This window comes from Geotalea daltonii FRC-32 (genome assembly GCF_000022265.1).
GTDB classification, from domain to species: domain Bacteria; phylum Desulfobacterota; class Desulfuromonadia; order Geobacterales; family Geobacteraceae; genus Geotalea; species Geotalea daltonii.
The window spans coordinates 1,803,664-1,828,931 of the sequence record NC_011979.1 but is presented as its reverse complement, the minus strand read 5'-3'; the positions used below and the strand labels follow the sequence as shown (position 1 = coordinate 1,828,931).

General features: G+C 56.3%; 22 protein-coding genes. 3 read left to right on the top strand and 19 right to left on the bottom strand.

All coding sequences use genetic code 11. From position 1 onward, the window contains the following. Window positions 1–100: 100 nt before the first annotated feature. From GEOB_RS19740 to fdhD, 7 genes are all read right to left on the bottom strand, one after another. The gene (locus GEOB_RS19740; RefSeq protein WP_230199035.1) at window positions 101–310 is read right to left on the bottom strand and encodes a YezD family protein; all 210 of its coding nucleotides are present in this window, start codon (window positions 308–310) and stop codon (window positions 101–103) included. Further along, entirely contained in the window at window positions 294–1,364 is a 1,071-nt protein-coding gene (locus GEOB_RS08235) for a sulfate/molybdate ABC transporter ATP-binding protein (protein ID WP_012646741.1), read from the bottom strand. Before GEOB_RS08235 ends, GEOB_RS19740 begins: the two co-directional genes overlap by 17 nt. A gap of 79 nt (window positions 1,365–1,443) precedes the next feature. Continuing rightward, window positions 1,444–2,322: a sulfate ABC transporter permease subunit CysW gene (gene cysW, locus GEOB_RS08230; RefSeq protein ID WP_012646740.1), complete on the bottom strand. Its 879-nt coding sequence runs from the start codon at window positions 2,320–2,322 to the stop codon at window positions 1,444–1,446. An 82-nt stretch (window positions 2,323–2,404) separates the two neighbouring features. After that, entirely contained in the window at window positions 2,405–3,235 is an 831-nt protein-coding gene (gene cysT, locus GEOB_RS08225; protein ID WP_012646739.1) for a sulfate ABC transporter permease subunit CysT, read from the bottom strand. Between the two features lie 24 nt (window positions 3,236–3,259). Then, on the bottom strand, window positions 3,260–4,264 hold the full coding sequence (locus GEOB_RS08220) for a sulfate ABC transporter substrate-binding protein (RefSeq protein ID WP_012646738.1): 1,005 nt from the start codon (window positions 4,262–4,264) through the stop codon (window positions 3,260–3,262). A 74-nt stretch (window positions 4,265–4,338) separates the two neighbouring features. Beyond that, a complete protein-coding gene (locus GEOB_RS08215; RefSeq protein WP_012646737.1) occupies window positions 4,339–4,800 on the bottom strand; it encodes an RrF2 family transcriptional regulator in 462 nt (153 codons plus the stop codon). Window positions 4,801–4,904: 104 nt separating this feature from the next. Continuing rightward, window positions 4,905–5,675: a formate dehydrogenase accessory sulfurtransferase FdhD gene (gene fdhD / locus GEOB_RS08210; RefSeq protein ID WP_012646736.1), complete on the bottom strand. Its 771-nt coding sequence runs from the start codon at window positions 5,673–5,675 to the stop codon at window positions 4,905–4,907. A 530-nt stretch (window positions 5,676–6,205) separates the two neighbouring features. Between fdhD and GEOB_RS08205 the strand changes: the two genes are divergently transcribed. After that, complete coding sequence (locus tag GEOB_RS08205) at window positions 6,206–7,948, top strand: hypothetical protein (RefSeq protein WP_012646735.1); 1,743 nt, start codon at window positions 6,206–6,208, stop codon at window positions 7,946–7,948. 109 nt (window positions 7,949–8,057) lie between these two features. Here GEOB_RS08205 and mobA (GEOB_RS08200) read toward each other — a convergent pair whose 3' ends face one another. The 5 genes from mobA (GEOB_RS08200) to fdnG (GEOB_RS08180) are packed head-to-tail and all read right to left on the bottom strand — an operon-like array spanning window position 8,058 to window position 14,126. Then, complete coding sequence (gene mobA, locus GEOB_RS08200) at window positions 8,058–8,732, bottom strand: molybdenum cofactor guanylyltransferase (RefSeq protein WP_012646734.1); 675 nt, start codon at window positions 8,730–8,732, stop codon at window positions 8,058–8,060. Continuing rightward, complete coding sequence (locus tag GEOB_RS08195; protein ID WP_012646733.1) at window positions 8,722–9,564, bottom strand: formate dehydrogenase accessory protein FdhE; 843 nt, start codon at window positions 9,562–9,564, stop codon at window positions 8,722–8,724. Before GEOB_RS08195 ends, mobA (GEOB_RS08200) begins: the two co-directional genes overlap by 11 nt. Before the next feature lie 2 nt (window positions 9,565–9,566). Then, window positions 9,567–10,178, bottom strand: a complete 612-nt coding sequence (locus GEOB_RS08190) for a formate dehydrogenase subunit gamma (protein WP_012646732.1) — start codon at window positions 10,176–10,178, stop codon at window positions 9,567–9,569. Next, window positions 10,171–10,947 carry a 4Fe-4S dicluster domain-containing protein gene (locus GEOB_RS08185; RefSeq protein WP_012646731.1) on the bottom strand — a complete coding sequence of 259 codons (777 nt, stop codon included), beginning with the start codon at window positions 10,945–10,947 and terminating at the stop codon, window positions 10,171–10,173. The genes GEOB_RS08190 and GEOB_RS08185 overlap by 8 nt, the downstream gene beginning before the upstream one ends. 5 nt (window positions 10,948–10,952) lie before the next feature. Continuing rightward, window positions 10,953–14,126, bottom strand: a complete 3,174-nt coding sequence (gene fdnG, locus GEOB_RS08180) for a formate dehydrogenase-N subunit alpha (RefSeq protein WP_012646730.1) — start codon at window positions 14,124–14,126, stop codon at window positions 10,953–10,955. 582 nt (window positions 14,127–14,708) lie between these two features. Between fdnG (GEOB_RS08180) and GEOB_RS08170 the strand changes: the two genes are divergently transcribed. Beyond that, window positions 14,709–15,179: a mobile mystery protein A gene (locus tag GEOB_RS08170; protein ID WP_012646729.1), complete on the top strand. Its 471-nt coding sequence runs from the start codon at window positions 14,709–14,711 to the stop codon at window positions 15,177–15,179. Further along, on the top strand, window positions 15,176–15,760 hold the full coding sequence (locus GEOB_RS08165) for a mobile mystery protein B (RefSeq protein WP_012646728.1): 585 nt from the start codon (window positions 15,176–15,178) through the stop codon (window positions 15,758–15,760). The genes GEOB_RS08170 and GEOB_RS08165 overlap by 4 nt, the downstream gene beginning before the upstream one ends. 140 nt (window positions 15,761–15,900) lie before the next feature. Here GEOB_RS08165 and GEOB_RS08160 read toward each other — a convergent pair whose 3' ends face one another. The 7 genes from GEOB_RS08160 to fdnG (GEOB_RS08130) all read right to left on the bottom strand — a co-directional run bounded on the left by GEOB_RS08160 (window position 15,901) and on the right by fdnG (GEOB_RS08130) (window position 25,004). Beyond that, window positions 15,901–16,473: a quinol:electron acceptor oxidoreductase subunit ActD gene (locus GEOB_RS08160; protein ID WP_012646727.1), complete on the bottom strand. Its 573-nt coding sequence runs from the start codon at window positions 16,471–16,473 to the stop codon at window positions 15,901–15,903. A gap of 202 nt (window positions 16,474–16,675) precedes the next feature. Next, window positions 16,676–18,856, bottom strand: coding sequence for a S8 family serine peptidase (locus tag GEOB_RS19290; protein ID WP_012646726.1), 2,181 nt, complete (start codon window positions 18,854–18,856; stop codon window positions 16,676–16,678). Window positions 18,857–18,954: 98 nt separating this feature from the next. Continuing rightward, window positions 18,955–19,119, bottom strand: coding sequence for a twin-arginine translocase TatA/TatE family subunit (locus GEOB_RS08150; RefSeq protein ID WP_012646725.1), 165 nt, complete (start codon window positions 19,117–19,119; stop codon window positions 18,955–18,957). Beyond that, the gene (gene mobA / locus GEOB_RS08145) at window positions 19,119–19,781 is read right to left on the bottom strand and encodes a molybdenum cofactor guanylyltransferase (protein ID WP_012646724.1); all 663 of its coding nucleotides are present in this window, start codon (window positions 19,779–19,781) and stop codon (window positions 19,119–19,121) included. Before mobA (GEOB_RS08145) ends, GEOB_RS08150 begins: the two co-directional genes overlap by 1 nt. Before the next feature lie 156 nt (window positions 19,782–19,937). Beyond that, a complete protein-coding gene (nrfD, locus tag GEOB_RS08140) occupies window positions 19,938–21,134 on the bottom strand; it encodes an NrfD/PsrC family molybdoenzyme membrane anchor subunit (RefSeq protein ID WP_012646723.1) in 1,197 nt (398 codons plus the stop codon). Further along, window positions 21,121–21,975 carry a 4Fe-4S dicluster domain-containing protein gene (locus tag GEOB_RS08135; RefSeq protein WP_012646722.1) on the bottom strand — a complete coding sequence of 285 codons (855 nt, stop codon included), beginning with the start codon at window positions 21,973–21,975 and terminating at the stop codon, window positions 21,121–21,123. The genes nrfD and GEOB_RS08135 overlap by 14 nt, the downstream gene beginning before the upstream one ends. Next, complete coding sequence (fdnG, locus tag GEOB_RS08130; RefSeq protein WP_012646721.1) at window positions 21,972–25,004, bottom strand: formate dehydrogenase-N subunit alpha; 3,033 nt, start codon at window positions 25,002–25,004, stop codon at window positions 21,972–21,974. The genes GEOB_RS08135 and fdnG (GEOB_RS08130) overlap by 4 nt, the downstream gene beginning before the upstream one ends. Window positions 25,005–25,268 lie beyond the last annotated feature (264 nt).

Below are 25,268 nucleotides of genomic sequence, written 5' to 3'. Positions count from 1 at the left end.
GTCTTCAAATTTCCGTAAATCTGTCCTCGACCTGCTATCCTCTCGCTACGATCCCCTAAGTCAGACAGACTCCTAGCGGAGAATCTTCCGCCCGCCATCGTTATTGGGTCAGCCTTATCTTTTCGTTGCGATCCATCCGGATCACCTTGCCGTCCTGAATGATCAGGGTGAGGGTGCCGAAGCGAATGCTGGCCAATGAATCCTTGACCTTCTCTTCCAGTTCAATGCTCCAGAGCTGTCTGCCCGAACCCTCCCCATTGTTCTGCATATTACCCCCGGTTGTTGCCTCCGCATCAGATCTGGTAGTCATCGACGAATACCCGGTATTTCCTCGGCCGGACAAAGACCTTCTCCCCCACCTGGGGAGCCAGCTTCTGGTAAACGTCCTTGGTCAATTCCGCTTCCAGAATCTCGAAGGTATCTCCCCGCTCCAGCTCTATCCGTACCACCGGCCCGACGGCATGGATGTGACGAATCGAAGCCTCCACCGAGGAACTGTTCGAGTAGTTCCGCTCAAGCTCCAGGTCATGGGGACGCACGTAACCCACTGCAGGACGGTCCGGCACCGCTGCCAGTTCCGGGGTGGAGAGCTCCATCTCCCCAAGTTTGGCCTGCCCCTGGTTTACCCGGCCATGGAAAAGGTTGACGTTGCCGAGGAAGTTGTAGACAAAGGGGGTAGCCGGATGATCATAAACCTCTTCCGGGGTGCCGGCCTGCTCCACCTGGCCGGCATTCATGATCACCACCCGGTCGGCCACTTCCAGCGCCTCTTCCTGGTCGTGGGTGACGAAGACGCTGGTGATGTGCAGCTCATCATGGAGCCGCCGCAGCCAGCGGCGCAGTTCCTGCCTGACCCGGGCATCCAGGGCGCCGAAGGGCTCATCCAGGAGCAGCACCTGGGGCTCCACGGCCAGCGCCCTGGCCAAGGCCACCCGCTGCCGCTGCCCGCCGGAAAGCTGGGACGGATAGCGCTGGGCCATTCCTTCCAGCTGCACCAACCGGATCAATTCGTGAACCTTGGCGGCGATCTCTTCCCTTGTCGGCCGCGTTTTGCGGGGCCTCACCTGCAGCCCAAAGGCGATGTTGTCGAAGACGGTCATGTGCTTGAACAGTGCGTAGTGCTGGAACACGAAACCCACTTTACGTTCGCGTACTTCGTGCCTGGTGGTGTCCGCGCCGTTAAAATGGATACTTCCCCCATCGGGCGTTTCCAGACCGGCAATGATCCGCAAAAGACTGGTCTTGCCGCAACCGGAAGGACCCAGGAGAGCGATCAGCTCTCCCGTGGGGATATTGACACTGACATCCTTGAGGGCGGTAAAACCGCCGAAGGTCTTGGTTATATTTCTGACTTCAATGCTCATGCTCTATCTAGCCCCATTTCTTTAATTCACGTCACTATTTACCCGGCACCAATCACCAATCACCAATCACCGTCCCTCTTCACCAATCACCGTCCCTCTTCACAGCCTTTATCCGCCACTCGACTAAACTCTTGGCAACCAGTGTGACGACTGCCAGCATCCCCAGAAGTGACGCCACGGCAAAGGCGGCCACATAATTGTACTCGTTGTAGAGAATCTCCACATGCAGCGGAATGGTATTGGTGGAGCCGCGCACGTGGCCGGAAACGACGGATACCGCGCCGAATTCCCCCATGGCCCTGGCATTACAGAGAATGACGCCGTAAAGGATACCCCAGCGGATATTGGGAAGGGTAACCCTCCAAAAGGTTTGCCAGCCGCTCGCTCCCAATACCAGTGCTGCCTCCTCCTCGTCTTTCCCCTGGGATTCCATGAGGGGAATCAACTCACGGGCCACAAAGGGAAAGGTGACGAAAATGGTAGCCAGAATGATACCCGGCACGGCAAAGATGATCTTGATGTCGTGCTCCTGGAGCCACGGGCCCAGCCACCCCTGCAGGCCGAAGAGCAGCACGTAGATGAGGCCTGATATAACCGGTGACACGGAAAAAGGGAGATCTATCAAGGTGATGAGGAAGCTTTTGCCGGGGAAATCGAATTTGGCAATGGCCCAGGCGGCAACAACACCGAAGAACAGGTTCAACGGCACGCTGACCAAGGCAGTGACAAGGGTCAGTTTGATGGCGGCAACGGCATCCTGCTCCTTCAGGGAAGCAAGATAGACGTCGAACCCTTTCTCCAGGGCCTGGCTGAAGACCGCCGCCAGGGGAACCACCAGGAACAGGCCCAGAAATGCCAGTGCCACGGCAATCAGCAGCCAGCGCACCAGCACGGGTTCGGTCAGCTCATTTCTGTTGCTCAGTTCCCTATTATTTGTCAGCACCCCGGTACTATTCATTGCTTCCTCTCCAGAAGATCATCGTGGCTTATCGTCTCACCATTCGCGTTCATTCGTGTTATTCGTGGTTCAGGTTTCCCTGCTAATTGCCGGCGAACCGTCTGCTCCACTTCTGCAACAGGTTCACGGCAAAGAGCATGACGAACGAGGCCAGAAGCATCACCGAGGCGATAGCCGTAGCCCCTGCATAATCGTACTGCTCCAGCTTGGTGATGATCAGAAGTGGTGTAATCTCCGATACCATGGGCATGTTGCCGGCGATGAAGATGATCGAGCCGTACTCGCCGACCGCCCTGGCAAAGGAGAGGGCAAAGCCGGTGAGAATTGAGGGAAGCATCACCGGGAACAGCACCCGGCGGAAGGTCTGCCAGCGGTTGGCCCCCAGGCAGGCAGCAGCTTCCTCCAATTCCGCCTCCAGTTCCTCCAGGACCGGCTGCACCGTCCGCACCACAAATGGAAGGCCGATAAAGATCATCGCCACCAGAATACCCAGGGGCGTGTAAGCCACCTTGATGCCGTGGGGCTCAAGCCATTTGCCGATCCAGCCGTTGGGGGCATAGACCGAAGCCAGGGTAATGCCGGCCACGGCAGTTGGCAGGGCAAAGGGAAGATCCACGAGGGCATCCACCAGCTTCTTCCCCGGAAAACGGTAACGGACCAGCACCCAGGCCACCAGCACGCCGAAGACGGCATTGCTGATAGCGGCCAGCAGCGCCGCGCCGAAGGTTACCCGGTAAGAGGCCACCACCCGCGGCGCAGTGACGGCGGCGACAAAATCGCCCCAGGACATGGTCGCAGTCTTGAAGACCAGGGCCGACAAGGGGATCAAGACGATCAGACAGAGATAAAAGATCGTATAACCCAGCGTCAGGCCAAAACCAGGAAGCACGTTATGTTGTTGGCTCTTCCTCACTCTTCACTCCTCGCCCTTCACTCTTTACTTGGCGTAGATCTGGTCAAATACACCGCCATCGGCAAAGTGCGCCTTCTGCGCCTTTCGCCAGCCGCCGAACTGCCCATCGATGGTAAAGAGCTTCACCTTGGGGAAGGTCTTGGCGTATTTTGCCGCCACCTTTTTGTCCCTGGGCCGGTAATAGTGCCTGGCAGCGATCTCCTGCCCTTCCGGCGTGTAGAGATACTTCAGATATGCCTCGGCCACCTTGCGCGTCCCCTTCCGGTCAACGACCTTGTCGACCACGGTCACCGGCGGTTCGGCGAGGATGCTGACAGATGGCACGACAATCTCGAATTTGTCTTTGCCCAGTTCGTTCACTGCCAGAAACGCTTCGTTTTCCCAGGCAAGGAGCACATCTCCCAGTCCGCGCTGGACAAATGTAGTCGTAGAGCCCCTCGCTCCCGAATCAAGGACCGGCACGTTCTTGAAGAGCCTCGTGACAAATTCCTTTGCCTTGGCTTCATTTCCACCCTTCTGTTTCAAGGCATACCCCCAGGCAGCCAGGTAATTCCATCGTGCACCGCCAGAGGTTTTGGGATTGGGGGTGATAACTGCCACACCTGGCTTCACCAAATCGCTCCAGTCCTTGATCTTCTTCGGATTACCCTTGCGAACCAGGAAAACAATAGTCGAGGTGTAGGGTGAACTGTTGTTGGGCAGCCGTTTTTGCCACGCCTGTGGGATGAGTTTCGCCCTGTCATGGATCTCGTCAATGTCGTAGGCCAGAGCCAGGGTGACCACATCGGCATCCAGACCATCGATAACCGCCCGGGCCTGTTTGCCGGACCCCCCGTGGGACTGCTTGAAGCTAACATCTTCCTTGGCTTGTTTTTTCCACTGCTTGGCAAAGGCGCTATTGAAATCCTGGTAAAGCTCGCGGGTCGGGTCGTAGGAAACGTTCAAAAGGTTGACCTGTGCGAATGCCGCCAACGGCAGGCCAACTGCCAAAGCGGCAAAGAAAATGGCTCTACTGATTGTTGTCAACATGAATTGCCCTCCTTTATTTACTACTTATAATATTATATCTCTATCAATTTTATAGTCTTATGAGTAAAAAAATTTTAGATGCTATATGTAAAAATGCCCTTTTCCAGCTGCTCTGCCTTCTCGCTTCGTTCCAGCACGTCTGCCAGGGATGTTCCGTCCAGAATTTCCGCTATTGCATCCCGCACATCCTTCATCACCAGCCGGATACCGCATGTTCTCTCATCCAGACATTCATCGCATTTTGCATAGGCGGTCTCGCTGACACAAGGAACGGGAGCCAACGGGCCGTCCAGGATTCGCACCAGTTTACCGAGGCTGATCTCCTTTGGGAGTTTGCCCAGGTAATAGCCCCCCCCTTTCCCTTTCCTGCTCTGTAATACCCCATGGTTTTTCAGTGTCAGCAGGATCAGCTCCAGAAATTTTTTCGGGATTTTCTCTTCCCTTGCCAAATCGGCAATCAGTACCGGCCCCTGGTCATAGACCTTTGCCAGGTAAATCATCGCTTTCAAGCCGTATTTTGTCTTCTTGGAGATCAATACATTACCCTATCTATTTGATAGAATAGTAATTAACATTCTTGCGTTATTTTGTAAAGAACTTTTATCACTAAAATTGCCCCCTGGGCAATTGCTGCGACTGATTACGATATGACCAAGCGCTGAGAGTGGGTGTAGACATTGAATTTTCTGCCACGCACATAGCCGATCAGGGTAATCCCCAACTGGTCGCCTATCTGTACCGCCATATCGGTGGGCGAGGTTCGTGAGGCGATGAGGCTGATGCCCAGCAGAGCTGCCTTTGCAACCATCTCGCTGGAGACGCGGCCTGAGGTGACCAGCATCTTGCCGGTGAGATCGACCCCTTTGAAGAGAGCCTCGCCGGCAATACGATCGAGGGTATTGTGGCGGCCAAGGTCCTCGGCATAGAGGAGCAAATCTTCTCCATCGCCGACGGCGGCAGAATGAATGCCACCGTGACTGCGATACTGCTCGGCCTTCTTCCCAAGATCATCCATCAGGGCAAACACTGCTTCGGGAGGAACACTCAATCCGTCAGGCTGAGACACTTTGCCGACACTGTCAGAGCCCGGCAGAGTGAAGGTCACCCCGGTACCGCAGCCCGAAGTAAGGATCGGTCGCAACTTGTCAGGCAGTTCGCCTTTGATACGGATGTTGGCGACGCCGAAGTCGTTGCAGACGCTGAACAGGACAAAGTCGTCAAGACTTTTGACGAAGCCCTGCAGTCTGAGAAAACCGGCAACCAGAAAACGCAGGTCGTGGGGTGAGGCAACCAGCGTCGCCAGTTCACGCTCATTGACCAGCAGTTTCATGGGAAATTCCTTAACCGGATGGACCTGAACCGGGGCAAGTACGCCGCCGTCATAATGATAAACAGGGATATCTTTGTTCAAAGGGAACCTCGTCGATATGGGGATTGATGAAGTTTACCGGAAGTGACGGCACAAAGACAAGGGGAAGCTTGCTGCTGCCACCCCAGCTATATATGCAAACAGCATTTTACAATGGTAAAACAATACCAGTTTTCAAGTTCATTGACAATACAAATGCCTAAGAGATATATTGATAAACAATAAATCATTGTTTTACCGAAAGGAGGCTAAGTCGCTGTAGAAAAAGCGCAGAAGCAGCGCCGGACTTCAACACGCGCAGGAGGTGAACTATTTTGCCGAAGGGAAGATGCCGCTGAATTTTTGATGAAAGGAGGCAGTCACAGAAGCAGCTTATAAATACCGGAGGAGGAAAACCAATGGGTTCCCCCTCAAAAACTGGCATTGCAAAATCCAGCTTCAGTTTTTGATATTAATTTTTATAACGAAAAATAATTTTTGATAATTTATGAAATCTTGACATATCAATAAACGGATGTATACCATTAGCGCCATTTATTGATGTTGTTTTTACTAACATGGAGGATTTAACTATGCGAAAAACCTGGCAGATCGTAAAAACGCTGATCCTGATCGGCACATCGGCACTCATTCTTGCCGCGTGTGGCGGCGGCGGAGGAGGCAGCACCACTCCTGCAGCAACAACCATCTCCGGCACAGCAGCCGCCGGCGCACCCATCATCGGCTCCGTCACCATCAAGGACAGCAAGGGAGCCACGAAAACCGTTCAAATCGCCGCCGACGGCAAATACACCGTTGATGTTTCGGACATGACCGGGCCGTTCATGGTCAGGGCCGACGGCTATGTTGGGGGCAACGAGTATCACCTCTATTCTGCAGGCACCGCGGCAGATGTGGGTGGGACGATTAACGTCACACCGCTCACCGACCTGATCGTGGCCAACATTGCTAACACCGTGGCCGCAAATTATTTCGAAAGCGGCAATTTTTCCAACCTGACCGCGACCGAGCTGAAAACCGAGTCGGATGCCCTGAAGGCCAAGCTGCTGCCGGTTCTCCAGGCGGTGGGCGTCAGCGATTCCATCGACCTCCTGCGGAGTTCGTTCAGCACGGATCATAGCGGTCTAGATGCCGCTCTCGATATAATCAAAGTTGAAACCACCGATACAACGACTGGGGCAGCTACTATCACCAATCTTATTACGAAGCAGGCCATTTCTTCTACTACCACAGCAGTTCTTACCGACACAACCAACGTTGCAACCGGCATGACCGACATCCAGAAAATCAGCGCCGGGTTCAAACAGTTTTCCGACCTCTTCGCCACCAGTCTGCCCAGTGAAACCAATGCAACCTTGCTGGGACTTTTCGACAGCGCCACCTTTCTGGATCAGGGTCAGAACCTTGCTTCATTCCTTTCCGAAATCACCACCGACAAAGAAATGATCGGCATCTCCTTTACCAACATCTCGATTCAGTCAATGGACGTAGCCAAAGGAACAGCAACAGTCGCCTTTACCGTCCTTGAAAACGGCAAGGTCTCCCTGGACGCGCCGGTTGCGTTTCACATGATCAAAAAGGCTGACGGCAAGTGGTACATGCAGGGGGACCAGTACATTGTCGGGATAGATATCGAACCGGTGGCGGAATATCATGTTACCAGTACTACACCCCAGATCATTACCGGTATACGGTTTAACATTGAAGATCGTGGTGGCCTGAATATTACAAGTGCAGTGGTGAAGGGAGCCGGGCTGCCGGTCGATGGCGTCACCCTGATCAACAATGTTGCCTACGATCAATTTCAGATTCAGAATCCAACTCAAAGCTACGGCAACCTTTACCCCTTGACCGATGCGGATATTGCTAAAATAGCCGACACGGGAGAGGCTTATACCGTAGAGTTGTACATCGGCACCAACACCACACCTGCAGCAACCTACACCGAAAAACTCGTCAAGCGTCCTTACCTGAGCACAGAATTGACGGTCGACAACTTCCCGAAGGTCACCTCACCGACAGCGACCGAGTTGTATGCTCTATTGGGATCCAGTGCCGATATCAATGATTCGGTCACCTGGACCCTGCCTAGCGGGCTCACCAATGATTGGCTGTCCGTATGGGTAGGCGACAATGCAGGCAACACTGCCAGATTTGAAGCAGGACTCCTGCCGGCCGAGACCAGCAGATCATTAGTGCTGTCTCCAGTCACCAGCACCGGGCAAAGGTTCACCATAACCTGGGGGAACATCTGGCTGGGAGCATATGACAGCTACGGTAGACAACTGGGCATATCCATGAATGCCTGGCAATGATTGCAGGAAAATTGTAAATTACTCGGCGGGGCCTTGTGCCCCGCTTTTTTTGTTTCTGGAGGATAAACTGCCGTGGCTTGGTAAGCAATCCTGTAACGGCAAATAGATGTCAAATCAAATTAAAGAAAGTGAGAGAGCAGGAGTCGGAATCGTACCGCTGCGCATGCTTGAAGAAGGGGCTTTCGCTGTGCCTCTCGGCGCGCAGCCGGTAGTAGTCCATGGGGGTGTTGATGTTGCGGAAAGATTTGAATTCGGGGTCGAAAGTGGTGATGTGCTCCTCAGTAACGATCTCCACGGTCGTTTCGCCGAAAAAGGAGGAAATCTTCTTTTCACCCCTGGCCAGGCTCGCTTCCATGGCAGCCAGGCAGCCACGGCCGTATACGGCATGGAGCGGCTCAAGACCAGCCGGGCCTCTGGGGATAACCACATCGACACTGGCAGCTTTTGAAGCCAGGTGGCGAATGAAGGCCTCGTTCAGATAGGGCATGTCGCAGGCAACGACAAAGACGGCCGGGCTCCCGCTGTGGCAGAGCCCGGCATGGATGCCGGCCAAGGCCCCCCCGCCGGCGAAAACATCCTTCACTTTCATGCAGGGAAGAAAACGGTACTGCTGTGGTGCATTGGTGACGACGATAACTTCGGTAAAAACGGCTGCCAGGTGGCCGTATACGGTTTCGATCAACCTGCGCCCCTGGTAAGGAAGTAGCGCCTTGTTGCTCCCCATCCTGCTCGACGTGCCGCCGGCCAGTATGACGCCGGTTACGTTGGGTATCTTATTTGCCACGCTCGAATCCCTCTTTGCCTGCAAGCAGATCAAGGTGAATGGTCGCCAGGTCTTCCGCTTCCAGGGGCACTTCTGAATTGCCAATCCTGGCATCCCTGGTCTTCAGGTACCTGCTGCATTTGCGGCATACATCCACTCGCGTCGGTCCTTCCCCGACCATGAAATATGACAGGGTATCCGGATCGTCATTCCCGCAATAGGGGCATTTCAACCGCTTGTAGGGCCATTTGAAGAAACAGCTGGAGCAGGAGAGAAAACGTTTGCCATCCTCTCCGCAGATTTCCCCCATGCCTGCCCTGGAGCCGCAGATGGGACAGTACCCTTCTGTCCAGCCCGAAACCTGCTCGGGAGAGATTGCCTCGGCGTAAATTCCCAGGGCAGTTTTCAACGGGATTTCCAGGACAAATTCCATGAGGGGCGAAGGGACCTCCAATTGGGCGGCAGCTTCCTCCACAGCACTTCTTTCACGGGAAAGGCAGCCGGCAAAGAGTGGTTGCAGGTCCAGGTCCCCTGAAGCGATTGCCTGCCGCAAGCGGCTCAGTTCGTCGAGCCCCTCCCTGCTCACCTGCAACATGGCTTCGATGACTACTGTGAGAAAGGCGACTGCCTGGAAAGGATCGATCTCCAGATGTTCAGTGGTGAGAAGAGGAAAGCCATTTCTCACTTTTTCCTGCACATGGTCGGCCGGTTGGTTGAAATGGATGCCTGTCCGCTCTTCCTGCCCGTCGATGACCTGATACAGGGCCTGGAACAGCGGCAGGATCTCGCCGTATTCCGGATGATCGCAAACGGTTTTGCGCAGAAACTCAAGCTTCGCTGCTGTATTGGGCATGTTCACTCCCCTGTCACTTCCTTGTACCATTTTGGATGGTGCTTCTTGGCCCAGGCACGGGAAACCTTACCCCAGAGCATTGCTTCAAGGGTGCCCGGATTGCCGATGGTTCCCAGGTAGACATGAACAACGACGAACATGGCCGACAGCACAAACAGCAGACCGTGGATGAGAAGGGACAGCTGCACGATCCAGCGGGGGAAGGCGAGGGGCCACCAGATGAAGACGCCGGTGATGCCCAGAAAGAGTGTCGCCAGGCCGATGAAGACGCCGAATACTTTTTGTCCGGCGTTGAACTTGCCCACCTTCAGGTGAATTTCTTCCCGGCTCAGGTACCCCCCGAGGTAGCGGCACCATTCCAGGTCATCACGGTTGAAATCAACGGTTCTGGCACGGTTGTGGAGGAAAAGAATGAGGGAGCTGACAAAGAAAAGGACACCGGCGATCTTATGAATGGTAATAGCCTTCTGGCCGCCGCCGAAGAGGTTGAAGTAGCCGGTAAAAAGCCGCGAGTAAAGCCCCAGTCCCGAGAGAAGAAGAGTAAAAAAGGTCGTGGTGACGAACCAGTGCAGCACCCGTTCCTTGGTATTGAAACGATCGATATAGTTACTCATGTCTTTCCTCCGTGCCGTTTCCATTCTCATGTTCAGGCCGTTTCGGCCCCACCGTCACGTAGTGGAGCAGCATGGCGCCGATACTCCCCCAGAAGCCGAGGATTCCCAAAGGCTTGACCACGTCTTTCCAGAGAAAAATGGAAAGGGGGATCGATGGCTTGGCAGGCAGACCGTAATCGGCCGGCGGCCCCTCCAGTGCATAGACCACACCGAGCCCGAGCAAGTCATTTTCGCCGTAGAGTTTCTTTTTGGCGGCCTTGGCCTTGGTAATGAGCTCGCTGCGGTTGCCGAAGGTGATGGCCCCGGTAGGACATGACTTGGCGCAGGCCGGTGCCATGCCGCCGGCAACACGATCCTGGCAGACGTGGCACTTGGCCAACTTGTCGTCAGCGCCATAACGGGGGATGTTGAAGGGGCAGGCAGAAACACAGTACTTGCAGGAGATACACTTTTCTTTGTTATAGGCGATAATGCCGTCCCTGGTACGATAGAGCGCCCCCGGCGAGGGACAGACCTTAAGGCAGCCGGCATCGCCGCAGTGCATGCAGCGCTCGTTGAAGAAGGCCCAGGTGACCCCGGCGTCGTTTGCCCTTTCCATAAAGTGGATGCGGTTATAGAGGTTGGCGGTCAGCTCTGCATCGGCAACCACCTGCTCCTTGCCCGTTTTCTCCGCATCCAGCTTGTTCCACTGCTTGCAGGCCACCTGACATGAACGGCAGCCGATGCAGCGGGAAGTATCTATAAGAAATCCTTTCCTGGTATCGGTCATGGCGCTCACCCCCTTCTCTTCAGCGTGACCATGAAGGCCTTGGTTTCCGGGATCATGGTATTGGCATCCCCGGCAGTCGGTGTCAGCAGATTGGCCGCATCCCCCACTCCCGGTGTACACCAGCCGAAACACCATGGCAGCCCAACCTGGTGCACAAGACGGTCTCCAATCTTCATGGGCTTCAGGCGCGGCGTAACCACGGCCACAGCCTCGATGCTTCCCCGGGCCGAGGAAACTACAACCTGATCGCCATTATTCAGCCCCTTCTCCTTGGCCAGTTCAACGCTCATTTCCACGAACTGCCGCGGTTGCAGTTCCAGCAGCCAAGGGGTGTTACGGGTCATAACGCCTGTCTGCCAATGTTCGGTAACCCGGTAGGTAGTCGCCACAAGGGGAAATTTGCTGTCAGCCGAGGCCAGCACATCCTCAGGAATTGTGCCATCGGCAAAGATCTTCACCGCCGGATTGATCTGCTGCTTCGACAGCAGGTTTTTCGCTACCGGCGATTCCACAGGTTCGTAATGTTCGGGGAACGGCCCATCCTTCAAGCCTGGCCCGAAGAGTGCCCCCAGGCCGTCAGCACGCATGATGAACGGCTTGCGCCCGTCCTTGGCATCGGCCATGGGTGGCCACGGCCCGTCGGGCACATCCCCTTCCCACTTGCCCAGCTTGCCGTCGGGCAGAACCGCCAGCGGGTTCCAATAAACAACCGCCTTCTTCACATTGAACGGCTTGCCCTCCAGGTTGACCGAAGCCCGATTGTAGATGATGCGCCGGTTCACCGGCCAGCACCAGGACCACTCGGGAAACATCCCCAGGCCGGTGGGGTCCTTTTTCACCCGCCTGGCCATCATGTTCCCCTTTTCGTTGTAGCTCTGGCAATAGATCCAGTTGCCGCAGGCCGTGCTGCCGTCTGCCTGCAGCTTGGCGAAGCCGTCGACCAGCTCACCCTTTTTGCCGAGCAGTTTCTTCTCCCACGGCTGCGGTGGCGGTGGCGGTGGCTCTCCAGGCTTGGCCTTGGGCTTGTCCTCCACTTCAGCAATGAAGGTACCGTTGATCTCCTTGGCCACGGCATGGATATCGACGCTGCGGATGATGCCATCGGCCCGCTTGAACCCATAGTTCCAGGTCAGGTTGAGGAGTTGCTCGGGGAGCGCGCCCCCTTCTACCTGATAAAGCCCCTTGATGCGGAAGAAAAGCTCGTTCATTATCTCCGAATCGGCCTTGGACTGGCCGAGGGGCTTCACCGCCGCATAGCGCCACTGGGCCCAGCGCCCCGAATTGGTTATCGATCCCTCCTTTTCGAAGGAAGCGGCGGCGGGAAGGAGGAAAACCTCCGTATTCACCTTGGCGGGATCCATGCCCGGACCGCGCCAGAAGGAAGCGGTCTCATTGTCGAAGAGGTTGACCGCCACCATCCAGTCAAGCCTTGACAGGGCCTTGCGCACCTTGTTGGAATTGGCGCCGGAACATGCCGGATTCTGCCCCCAGGCAAAGAAGCCGCTGAATTTCCCCTTGATCATCTGGTCGAAGATCATCAGCCACGAGCCGTTCATCCCCGGATCCAGCTTGGGCAGCCATTGGTAACCGAAATCGTTCTCCTTGGTGGCCTTGGCGCCGTAGATGGCCTTCAGGTAGCTGGCGATGTATTTGGGGCGGTTCTGCCACCAGTTGGCGCTCTGGGGGTCGTTGCTCTTCGGGGTGTACTTGGCGTTGTAGGCGGCAAGGTCTTTCAAATCAGCAGACGGCATTGGCAGGTAACCGGGAAGGATATGGAAAAGCAGGCCATGGTCGGTTGAGCCCTGGACATTTGACTCGCCGCGCAGTGCGTTTACCCCGCCCCCGGCAATGCCGATATTGCCCAGAAGCAGCTGAATGATGGACATGGCCCGGATGTTTTGGGTCCCCACCGTATGCTGGGTCCAGCCCATGGCATAGAGGGAGGTTCCCGCCTTGTCGGGGGCGCCGGTGGAGCCATATGCCTTGTACACCTCGATCAGGGTCTCCTTGGAGGTACCGGTAATGCTGGAGACCATCTCCGGGGTATAGCGGGCGTAGTGTTTCTTCAGAAGCTGGAATACGCAGTTGGGATCACTGAGGGTCGGATCGGCAAGGGGATTACCTGCTCCATCTTTCTGGAATCCCCAGGATTTGGCATCATAACTGCGCTTTTTGGGGTCGTAGCCGGAGAAAAGGCCATCCAGTTCATCGGGCATCCGGAAGGCTGCATTCACCAGAAGCGGAGCATTGGTGTAGTGCTTGACATATTCGGCGAAATAAAGGTGGTTCTGCAAAATGTAATTGATCATGCCCCCCAGGAAGGCGATATCCGTTCCGGAACGGAGGGGAGCATAAATGTCGGCCTTGGCCGCACTGCGGGTAAAACGTGGATCGACGCAGATAACCTTGGCCCCTGCATCCTTGGCCTTCAATATCCAGCGGAAGGAGACCGGGTGGTTTTCAGCGGGATTGGCGCCCATGATGAGAATAACATTTGAATTCTTCAGATCTATCCAGTGGTTGGTCATTGCACCGCGTCCAAACGACTCTGCCAGAGCCGCTACAGTTGCGCTGTGTCAAATGCGCGCCTGATGTTCGATGTACACCAGGCCCAACCCCCTTAATAGTTTTTGGTACAGGTAACACTCTTCATTGTCCAGGGCGGCGCTACCCACCGAGGCCATGCCCATGGTCCGGTTGACCGTCGCCGTCACCTCGTTTTCCACCTCGGCGTCACCCACCTTCTCTTTCACCTTGATCTTGCTGGTGGCAACGAAGCTGGCATCGCGGCTTTTCTTCACCCGCCTGGCGATCTCGTCCATGGCCCAGTCCCAGGTGACCGTCTGCCATTCCTTGGAGCCTGCCGCACGGTACATGGGCTTGGTCACCCGGGCCGGGTTATCCCGCAGCTGGAAAACCGCCGAACCTTTGGGACAGAGGGCCCCTTCGTTTATAGGATGGTCCGGGTCCCCCTCCACGTTGATCAGGTTCCCTCCCAGGGTATGCATGATCATGCCGCACCCCACCGAGCAGTAAGGGCAGATTGAAGTGGTCTCCTTGGCAAAGCGGATAGGAAGGTCCTCCGCCTTCGCCTCCAGCGGGGCCAGATCCAGCCCCAGCGCCGACGCCGCCAGACCGGCCCCTGAAAGCTTGAGAAAGTTCCTGCGCGAAACTGCCATAGCACAACCTCCTTCTGTGAAAAAAAGTCTGAAATCACATGGCAACCTGGTTTACGTCATTATAATACTATGTTTTATATTCTCAAGTCAGCAATTATTACCAACTCCACCATGGCTATTTTTAGCTATAAATTAATATGACATTGTTTTATTGGTCCAGTGAAACGATATATAGCGCTGCATATTAAAATATCGTCACATCCCTGTCGAAGCTTTAGCTATTTCCGCTTTTTCTTTCATGAACAGAAAAGAAGACCGTCTCCATGGCAAAAGGATCTGTCCGCCAGAAGGGGGCGCATCCCCTTTGACAGCCATTAAAATCTGAAATCTTAGAATCAGTAGAGAGGCTCTTTTCCCTGGATTAGACTCTATTTGCCTTAACCTGAAAAAAATGAAATTTGGGCAGAGATAGGGGACGTTGCAGCGGTCTCAGCACATTCAAGGTCATGCTCAGCCTGAAGATTCATCCAACTCACTGCCCACTGGGCGTCACATAAATAACCCATAGATTATTATTTATATTGTTAAAAATAATTGTTATGTTATTATCTGACGTATCAGAATAATATAGAGGTTATTTATATGCTACCAAAATACAAACTCATCGCGCGTCAACAGCTAGATAATACGCTGTCCTACTATGCCGCCTTAAAACAAAACTCGCCGCCGGTTAAAGGCTGGATACGGGCAATCCGTGAAGCACTCGGTATGTCGGGTAAACAACTGGCAAAGCGCCTGAATGTCAGCCAGCCGCGCATTCCCAAACTGGAACGGGATGAGCTGTCAGGCGTCGTCTCTATTAAAACCATGCGGCAAGCTGCTGAAGCACTGGATTGCGTGTTTGTCTACGCCATGATTCCCCGTACCACCCTGGAGGAAACCGTTCGAGCGCAGGCTCGCAAGGTTGCCGACGCCAGAACGCAGAGGGTGTCGCACACCATGCTGCTCGAAGCGCAGAACCTGTCTGACCAGGAGCAAAGCGCATCGATTGACGCCGCCGTTGATGAACTAGTGCAGGAAATGCCGAAAGAACTCTGGGAAAGTAAGCCATGAACATTGTTTATCCAGAGGGGGCAACACCGCTTGACGCCGACGAAGCGAAAGGTCTGCTGCTTTCTCATATCACCAGCCGGTTTGAGCTTGACCGCTGGGAACAGGAAAACATCAGCGAAGCGGAAGCATGGGCGTTTCGCCGCAAGCCGAAAGATATTCTCACCATTGGCTTCATCAAGCGGATGCACAAAAGGATGTTCGGTAATGTCTGGCGCTGGGCAGGAGAAAGACGCAACAGCGGCAAGAATATTGGTGTTGCGGCATGGCAGATAGATACCGACTTGCAAAATCTCTGCGCCGACTGCGCCACCTGGATTGAATACGGCACCTACCCACCGGATGAGATAGCAGCACGCTTTCATCACCGCCTTGCGGCAATTCACCCCTTCCCCAACGGCAACGGACGTCATGCCAGGCTCATGACCGATATTCTTCTGGTGCATCTGTTGGGACAACCGCACTTTACCTGGGGTAGCGGTAATCTGGTCAATGCCGGTGACTGTCGGCAACAGTACATCAATGCACTCCGTGCCGCAGACCGGCACGATTACAGCCAGTTGCTGGCATTTGTACGCTCATAAATCCACTAGAAGCACAAGGTATCTGCCCCCAGGGGAACTCTAAGAGTTGAAGTAGCGGCGAAAGAAATTCTTGCTCTAAAAACAACAGGGGCAGGCTTATGATCGGCCCTGCCCCTGTGGGAACAACGAAGCTCTGTTTTTTATACCTGCGACCCACCCCGATATTCGGGCTTGTCGCTCTTGGCGAAATCCGCCTTGGCTTCCCCGTGGGATGAGACATCACGGGCACCGGTACGCTCCAGGATCTCCTTTGCCCGGTCTGCCCATTCCGAATTGTCGGAATGGACCGACATGAGTATTCCCCCTTCCTTTACGCGGCCTTCATAACGCTTAGCCTCGTATTCGGGAATTCCCATTCCGACCAGTGCACCTGCTATGCCCCCTACCACTCCGCCTGCCCCCACTCCGGCCAGGAGGGCAACAATCGGCCCGGCCGCGAGGAATGGTCCAATGCCGGGGATGGCCAGCGCTCCTATGCCGGTAAGCCACCCTAAAGCGCCACCTATTGCTGCGCCTGTCCCGGCCCCGGCTGCCGTACCCTCCGGAGCCTTGGTGTGCTTCTCATGGGCAAAATCCTTTGACCCCACATTTTCAGGTAAGAGAACTGAAATATCCGTGCTTCTGAACCCTGCATCACGCAATGCGTCCACACAATTCTCCGCATCCGCCCTGTTGGTGTATATCCCGTAAACCGCCGTGTTCTTGCCTGCCATAATGACCTCCTTTTTCCCTGTAATGCCTGCCTTACAACCACTCAGGCCTGCTTTATCTCCCGGATGAGAGCAAAGATCACAGAGACTAAAAGATAAGTTTAATTATGAACAGGTACAGTAACAAGAGACCTTTCGGCTATTTAAATTCGGAAACTAAAGGGTGACACTCACCTGTCGGGCAGGTAAAGGGAAAAGGGCTTTGCTACTGCAACGTCAGCCCCTGGACCGTGACCGAGCCGGCGCTGATTGTCAGGTCTCCATTCACCACGGTCATCCCCACAACTGCTCCGTAGGCCGAATCGTAGCCGCCGGCCAGCGTCACCGCCACATTCCTTTGCAGGAGCAGGCTTTCCGTGAAGGTGGCAGCCTTGGCCTGGATGGTGCTGCCGTCGGGAGCTGCGGCATAGGCGTCGGACAGGGAGGTGAAATAGTTTTCAGGCGCACCGGAAAGCGCCACGGGGGGCTTGGTGGTAAAGGCGGCAGAAACGGTCAAGGGGCCGTTCATGTTCACTTGGCAGGGCCCGCTCCCGCTGCAGGCACCACCCCAGCCGGACAGGATGGAATCGGCTGCCGGCAACGCCGTAAGAGTGACCACCGTTCCCATGACGAATTGGGCGCTGCAGGAAGCGCCGCAGGCAATGCCGTCCGGCTGGCTGGTAACGGTGCCGTTGCCGCTCGGGGAGACAGTCAGCTGGTAGCGTGCCAATGATGAACCGCTCAAGGAGATCATACCCTGGGGTAAATCGGGGTCGTTGGAGGGGATGGACAGGGAGACGAGGAAATCGCCGCCACGGGAAGGCTGAAAGACCAGGTCGAAGGTGCAGGTGGCAATGGGGGCCACGGCCCGCCCTGAACAGCTGTCGTTCTGAATGAGGAACTGATCGGCATCGGTGCCGGACAGGTTCAAGGTGCCCAGCTGCAGATCGGTTGTGCCGTTGTTGCCTATAGTAAGCGTCCTGATAGTCGAGCTCCCCTGGGGATGGTAGCCGTAATCCTGGGGCCCTGCAGGCATAACGATTCTGGGGTACTGCATGGCCGCTTCCAGATTGACCCGCGGTTTCACATAGGTGGTTCCCAGTCGCTTTGTGGAAACAGACTGGCCGGTGGAGGTCAGCCTGCTCACCAAGTCGTTGACGGTCAGAGAGGGATGGGCACTTTTCATGGCCGCCACAACACCGGCGATGTGGGGCGCCGCCTGGGAAGTGCCGCCATAGGTGTAACCCGCTGCGTTAATCAAGGCGCCGGGAGCCAGGATAGTCAGGAAATCGGCCATGTTGGTGAAGCAGGTAACCTTGTCGGCAGCCGTGGTGGCGTCGGTGCAGCCGGCCCAGGATATGGAACCCATATTGGAGTCGTATACCGCTCCCACCGAAACGGCAGCAGGCACGCAGGCCGGCGAGGCCATGGAACCGTTGTAGGCCTCATTCCCCGAGGAAATGGCCGACGCCACCCCGGCGTTTCGCAGGTTGTTGACTATCGAGGCAAGGGGATCGCTGCTGCAGACGGCGCTGTAGCTCCCTCCCCCCAGGCTCATGTTGACGGCAGCGATATTGTAGGTGGCTCGGTTGGAGAGTGCCCAGTTGAGGGCACTCAAGAGGTCGGAGGTGTAAGCATAACCATCGGTGCGGAATACATCCAAAGCGATGATACCCGTTTCCGGAGCTACCCCGAGGATGATCCCCGCCACGTTACTGCCATGGCCGTTGCCGTCCAACTGCCCATCGCTGGGGGCAATATCCTGGGCGTAAATTACCTTGCATGATGAGGGAACCCCGGGCGCCGAGCAGCCACCGAAAGCGCTGCGAGTGTAGTCGACCCCGGTATCGAGCACCGCCACCGCCGTACCCGCCCCAGTCGCACCCATGGCCTGGGCCTGAGCGGCCCTGATCAACGGCAGGCTCTGGGATAAATGGTGGCGATGGGCACGGTTCTCACTGACGGCAACCACCTCCGGATTCTCCAACAGCACGGCCAGACCGGCAGCATTGACACGGAGGTGCAGCACCGGCGCATGTTCGAATTCCTGGAGCTGTTCGTAACCGTCCATGGGCAGGGGAGCAAGAATACTCCGCTTTTTAACCTTATACAGACGTGCCTTTTCGCTGACCAACTCGGCCGAATCCACCCCCGGCCTCTGGCCTTGACGAAGCAGCGCCACTTGGGACTCCATGTCGTCATCGGCCAGCACAGCCAGGACCTCGGCCAAGCCGTCCCGGTCGAGATTTTCCTTCACCGCAGGCGCAACGCGCCCAGCTGCCAGGTACCGCGCTATAGCCTGGTTGACAAACAGATCGGTCGTGGCTGCCACGGCATTGCCGCGCCCCGCCATCAGCACCAGCAGCAGCGCCGCCAGGTGGATTTTACATATAAGAAGCCTTGTCATTCCGCCCCGCCAATACATTGATAAACACTGTAACTTGGCAAAAGGTATAGCAATTTGCATTCCCAACGGCTCAGCGGCGAAAACGACCTCCCCTCCCCTTACTCCTTCTCGATCTTCGCCATATCCTCGCCCTGGCTGGCTTTCTTGAAGTTCCTGATACTGCTCCCCAGGGCCTGACCCAACTGGGGCAGTTTCGACGGGCCAACCACCACCAGGGCGATTATGCCTATGACTATAACTTCGGGCATGCCGAATCCGAACATTACTCTCTCCTTTTGCTTATGGCGCTGCTGTTGTCACTGCTGTGAACGACCGTCTGCTCCCCGCGCAGACTGAAGTAGTCGGCGGGGGTATTGATGTTGCGGAAGGAATTGAACCCACCGTCGAAACAGGCCACCAGACCGGCCGGCACGACCTCCACGGGAACCCCATCGAAAAAAGAGACTACCCGCTTTTTACCTGCCGCGAGGCTCTTTTCCATGCCCCCCAGGCAGCCGCGCCCATAGACCGCATGGAGTGGTTCAAGGCCGCCGTCGCTTTCGGGAATCACAACCCCGGCCGGATTATAGCGACTGGTGAGGTAGCGTATCAGTTCGTCATCCAGGTAGGGCATATCGCAGGCGACGGCAAAGATGGCCGGAGTGGTGCTGTGGAAGAGCCCGGCATGGATGCCGGCCAGCGCCCCCATGCCGGGGAACAGGTCGCAGACCGTTCGACAAGGCAGGAACGAGTACTGCTGTGGCGTATTGGTGACGACAATGATCTCGGCAAAGTGCCGGGCAAGCTGCCGATGAATCGCCTCGATGAATCGCCCGCCCCGGTAAGGGAGGAGCGCCTTATTGCTCCCCATGCGGCTGGAGGCGCCACCGGCCAGGATGACGCCGGTAACATTGGTACTTTGATTGCTGAGGTCGATGAAATTCATGACGGTTCCATTTAAAAGCTAAAAGTGAAGCTCCTAACCCTTCTCCCCGGGGAGAAGGTGGCCGCAGGCCGGATGAGGGGAAACAGCAGTGGCATTCTTCCCCCTCCCCCTGGCCCTCTCCTTTAGGCCCTATGGGTCCTCCTGGAGAGGGAACAGTCAGCTTTCCACCGCCACTACGCCCTTCTCCACCTTGCGGAATTTGTCCGGCAGGGAGTAATCTACCGTCTCCGGATGGTGCTCGAAAATGGGGAAGTACTTGGCGATGAGGACGAAGAAGAGAATCTCCGCGGCAATGATGCCGATGGTCACCATCGTCTCCAGGAGCGACGGCACGTAGGCTGCCCCTTCGTGGATCATGCCGTACATGGAGACGTTGAAGCGGTTGACCACCAGGCCGAAGATGACCAGACCGGCTGCGATGGCCCGGAGCCGGTTGTCGCTGCGCACTCTTTGTTGCAGGAACATGAAGAACGGCACGAAGACACCTATCACCACCTCGACGCCGAAGAGAATCAACATGCCGGGCCTATCGAAGAACGGGCCCTGGCTGAGAAAAACCAGGGCATAGACCTTGACCAGGATGTAGACCCCGATCACCCACGGGATGATCTTGGCCAGGGTCTCCAGCAGTTCGGACTCATCCTCCTGCCCCAGCCACTTGTGAGTCATGGTTGCTTCGAGGATGATGATGGACAGGCCGCTGAAAATGGCCGAGATCCAGAACAAGAGCGGCAAGAGCGGGTTATACCAGAGGCTGTGCAGCTTATCTACGGCAATGAGGAAAAAGGTCCCCAGGGACGATTGGTGCAAAGTGGAGATGGCGGCTGCAGCTACCACCAGCGGCATCTCCAGGGTTCGGAGCACCCTGAGCGGCAGGTAATAGCCCAGTTTCTCGCAGACCGGCGACAAAAACTCCAGGAAAAGCACCGTGGTGTAGGCCATGATGCACATGGAAACTTCAAACATTGGGGAATGGGGGTTCCAGAAGACCATGGTGTGCCAGCAACGCTGGGGCTGTCCAAGATCCAGCAACAGTCCCACGCTCACCAGCGAGTAGCCGAGGAAGCCGGTGACAATGGCGGGCCGCACCAACGGCTCCAGTTTTTTGATGTGAAAGCAGTGGGTGATGGCCCCCAGGGTGAAGGCGCCGGCGGCCAGGGGAACGGCGGTGACCACGTCGAAGGAGATCCACAGCCCCCATGGATAGGTGTCGTTCAGGTTGGTGGTGACTCCGAGTCCAAAAATGAAGCGGGCCAGGGACGCCAGGGCGCCGAGGCCAACCAGCACCATGAGGAACTTGAGGAAGCGGTGGTAGCCCTTGATCTCGTTGATTATCAGTTTAGCAGCAGTCATGATGATCCTCCTTCGTCTGGTGTTTGCAGGCCTGTCGCTGCTCTTCTTCCTTTTTCAGCCGGTCTTTCCGGTGGGTGAACCAGGAAAGGAGCGACAGGGAGCCGCCGACGGTGAGGAAGACCCCCGGCACCAGGCGCAGTGCCTGCCAGGTGTAGGAGGGAAGCGGCCGCTTGGTTACCTGCTTGAAACCGAGCTCGTCGAAGGGGAGCGCGGTCAGGTAAATGACACTGGTGCCACCCGCCTCTTCCTTGCCATAAATTTTGTTGAGATACCGCTCAGGACGGGCGGCAATGCGCCGTTCCGCCTCCTTGAGCATGTCAGCCCGTGGCCCGTAGGTAATGGCAGACGGACAGGCGGTGGCGCAGGCAGGTTTATGGCCTGCCCTGATCCTGCTGTAGCAGCCTGTGCATTTTTTCACCAGGGGGAAAGCCTTGCTCCACTCGTACTTGGGGACGCCGAAGGGGCAGGCCACCATGCAGAAGCGACAACCGATGCAGCGCTTGGTGTCGTACACCACCGGCCCTTCCTTGGTTTTATTGAAGGCGCCGACCGGACAGACGGAGGCGCATGCCGGGTCATTGCAGTGCATGCACATCTCCTTGTAGAAGGCGAACTCGTTCTGGCCGTTTTTCTGGTAGTCGCGGAACTTGATCCGCGTAAAAGTATGTTCGGACATGGCGGGAGGGTTCTGATACCCCTCGCCGTTGAAAAATTTGGTATTCTCTGCTTTCAGCTGGTTCCACTGTTTGCAGGCCACCTGGCAGCCCCGACAGCCGGTACACTTGGTCATGTCGATGAGGAACGCTCCGCTGCTGTTGAAATCCGTCTTCTCGCCACTCATGAGCGTTTACCTCCTTTTTCGATGTTACAGAGAAATGCCTTGAATTCGGGAATACTGGTATTGGCGCAGCCAACGGACGGGGTCAGGACGTTGCCGCTGTCCCCCTTGGCCAGGCCCGCATAGCCGAAGTGCCAAGGCATCCCCACCTGCTCGATCATTTTTCCATCAACATTGAATGGTTTGAGCCGTGCCGTCACCAGCGCCGTCGCTTCGATGGTGCCGCGCACGGTGCTGATTCTCACCTTGTCCCCCTGGTGGATTCCCTTCTCTTTGGCCAGGGTTTCCGAGAGTTCCACGAACATGTCGGGCACCAGTTCCACCAGCCAGGGGAGGTTGCGGGTCATGGCCCCGGCCTGCCAGTGCTCGGTGACCCGGTAGGTGGTGCCGATATACGGGAATTTCGCCAGATCGGAGGAGACGTTCTTCGGCAGTTTGACCACCGGGTTGTTCTGCACCGGCGACAAAAGGTTCCTGGCCGGGCTCTCCACCGGCTCGTAGTGCTCGGGGAACGGGCCATCTTTCAGATCCAGGCCGTAGAGACGGGCATGCCCCTCGGCCAGCATGATGAAGGGATATTTCCCCTCCTTGTCGTCGTTCATGGGAGGCCACGGCCCGTCAGGCACATCCCCCTGCCACTTCTTCTCCAGCCCGTCCCAGGCGATCACCACCCGCTTGGGATTGAAGGGAACACCGTCGGGATTGACCGAGGCGCGGTTGTAAATGATGCGGCGGTTGACCGGCCAGCACCAGGACCATTTGGGGAAAAGGCCGAGGCCGGTGGGATCGCTGGCATCGCGGCGGGCCATCTGGTTGCCTTCCTTGGTATAGGAACCGCAGTAGATCCAGCAGCCGGAGACGGTGGAGCCATCGTCCTGGAGGTACTTGAACATGGGGACCTGATCCCCTGCCTTGAATTCAAGGGTCTTGTCCTTGTCCTTGATGGTCATGTCTTTCGTGAAGTAGCCGTTGATCTCCTTGGCCACCTGGTGCACATCGGGCTCATGGCCGGTGCCGTAGTTCCAGGCGAGCTTGGTAATCGGCTCGGGAAAGGCGCCCCCTTCCTTCTTGTAGAGGTCCCTGACCCTGGTGAAGAACTCGTGGATGATGTGCAGGTCGCTCCTGGATTCGCCTACCGGCTCCTGGGCCTTGTAGCGCCACTGGGCCCAGCGGCCCGAGTTGGAAATGGAACCTTCCTTTTCCACGCTGGAGGCGGCAGGAAGCATGAATACTTCAGTATCAATTTTCTTCGGGTCAACGCCGGGGCGCTTCCAGAAGATGGAGGTCTCCGTTTCCCACAGGTCCACGGTGACCAGCCATTTCAGTTTGCCCAGGGCATCCCTGGCATTGGTGGAGTCGGGCCCCCCCATGGCCGGGTTCATGCCCATGCAGACCAGCCCCTCCAGTTCCCCCTTGCCCATCTTCTCGATCAGTTTCATATAGGAGTAGTTGCCGCTCCGCTTGGGGAGATAGCTGTAGCAGAAGTCGTTGTCCCTTGTGGCGTTGTCGCCGTACCAGGCCTTCAGGAGGCTCACCGTATATTTCGGCGTGTTGCCCCACCAGTTGGCGCTCTTCTTGTCCTTGGTTTTGGGGGTCCATTTCTCCAGGTAGGTCTTCAGGTCCACGTTGTCGAACTCCGGGGATTTCAGGTAGCCCGGCAGGATGTGGAAGAGGAGCCCGTAGTCGGTGGAACCCTGGACGTTGCTCTCGCCGCGCAGGGCATTGATGCCGCCGCCGGCGATGCCGATGTTGCCCAGGAGCATCTGCAGCATTGATATGGCACGCACGTTCTGGGTGCCGTGGGTAGACTGGGTGATGCCCATGGCGTAGAGGATGGTCCCGGCCTTGTCGGGACGGCCGGTGCCACAAAAAGTCTTGGCTACATTCAGGTACTCGTCCTTTTTCGTGCCGGTGATGGCGCAGACGGTATTCACGTCATAACGGAAGAAGTGCTTACGCATCAGCTGGAAAACGGAGCGGGGATGCTGCATGGAGCGGTCCTGCTTCGGGTTGCCGGCACCGTCCAGCTCATAGGCAAGCATCTTTAAATCGTAGCTCTTCTCCGTGTCGTCAAAGCCGCAGAACATTCCCTGTTCGAAATCGAACTTATCGTTGACGATGAAGGTGGCGTTGGTGTACTCCCGCACGTATTCCTGGTGGATCAGGTTATGGCTGAGGGCATAGTTGATCAGCCCGCCGAGAAAGGCGATATCGGTGCCCGGCCGGATCTGGGCATAAATGTCCGCCTTTGAGGCGGTCCGGGTAAAACGGGGATCGACGGCAATGAGCTTGCCGCCGTTATCCAGTGACTCCTCGATCCATTTGAAGGAGATAGGATGGTTCTCGGCCGGGTTGCAGCCGATGGCCAGAATGGCATCGGAGTTCTTCAGGTCAATCCAGTGATTGGTCATGGCACCACGACCGAATGAAGCCGCCAGACCGGCGACTGTAGCACTGTGTCAAAGTCGGGCCTGGTGTTCCAGGTTAGCCACACCCATGGCCCGGCCAAACTTGGACCAGAGGTAGCATTCCTCGTTGTCCAACCCTGCGCCACCGAAAAAAGCAAGCCCCTCGGTCCTGTTCACCAGGTACTCTTTATTGTCCTTCTTGTTGATCTCTGTCGTCTTGAAGGTCTTGTCTCGGGTTTCCTTCATGTTTTTGGCGATCCGCTCCAGTGCCCAATCCCAGGACTTTTCTTCCCATTTGTCGGAACGGGGGGCACGGTACATGACCTTCTGCAGACGCCGCTCGTTGTTAGCGATCTGAAACAGGGCGCCCCCCTTGGGACAGAGCGCCCCATGGTTGATGGGGTGATCCGGGTCTCCTTCGATATTGACGATCTTGCCGTTCCGGGTGTGGACGATCAGACCGCAGCCGACGGCGCAGAACGGGCAGATGGTGGTGGATGACTTCAGGCCCTTGGTCCGCATCTGGGGCGCATCGACGCTTGCCTCCCCGGGCTTGCCGGTAAGCGCCAGCCCTGCCGCTGCCAATGCGCCCCCCTGCAGGAATTGTCTTCGTGAAACTGCCATATGTGCTCCCTTCCATGATAAGTAAACGTGCAAGACGTTCTGCGTTCTGTAAACAAATGTGGCTTCAACCGAGCCGTATACGGCAACAGCCGTGCCAATACGTTTACACGTTTACAAAATGATCCGAAGGGGTTCAACTAGCTGGAATACCTCCTCTTTTTGTTATGCCGGGAAGAACATCGGTAGCGGGAAGAAAAGTTGTCTTGCGCTGTTCTGTCCATCTCATGTATCATTTTGACACAATTATTTCACCCTCCTGTTCAC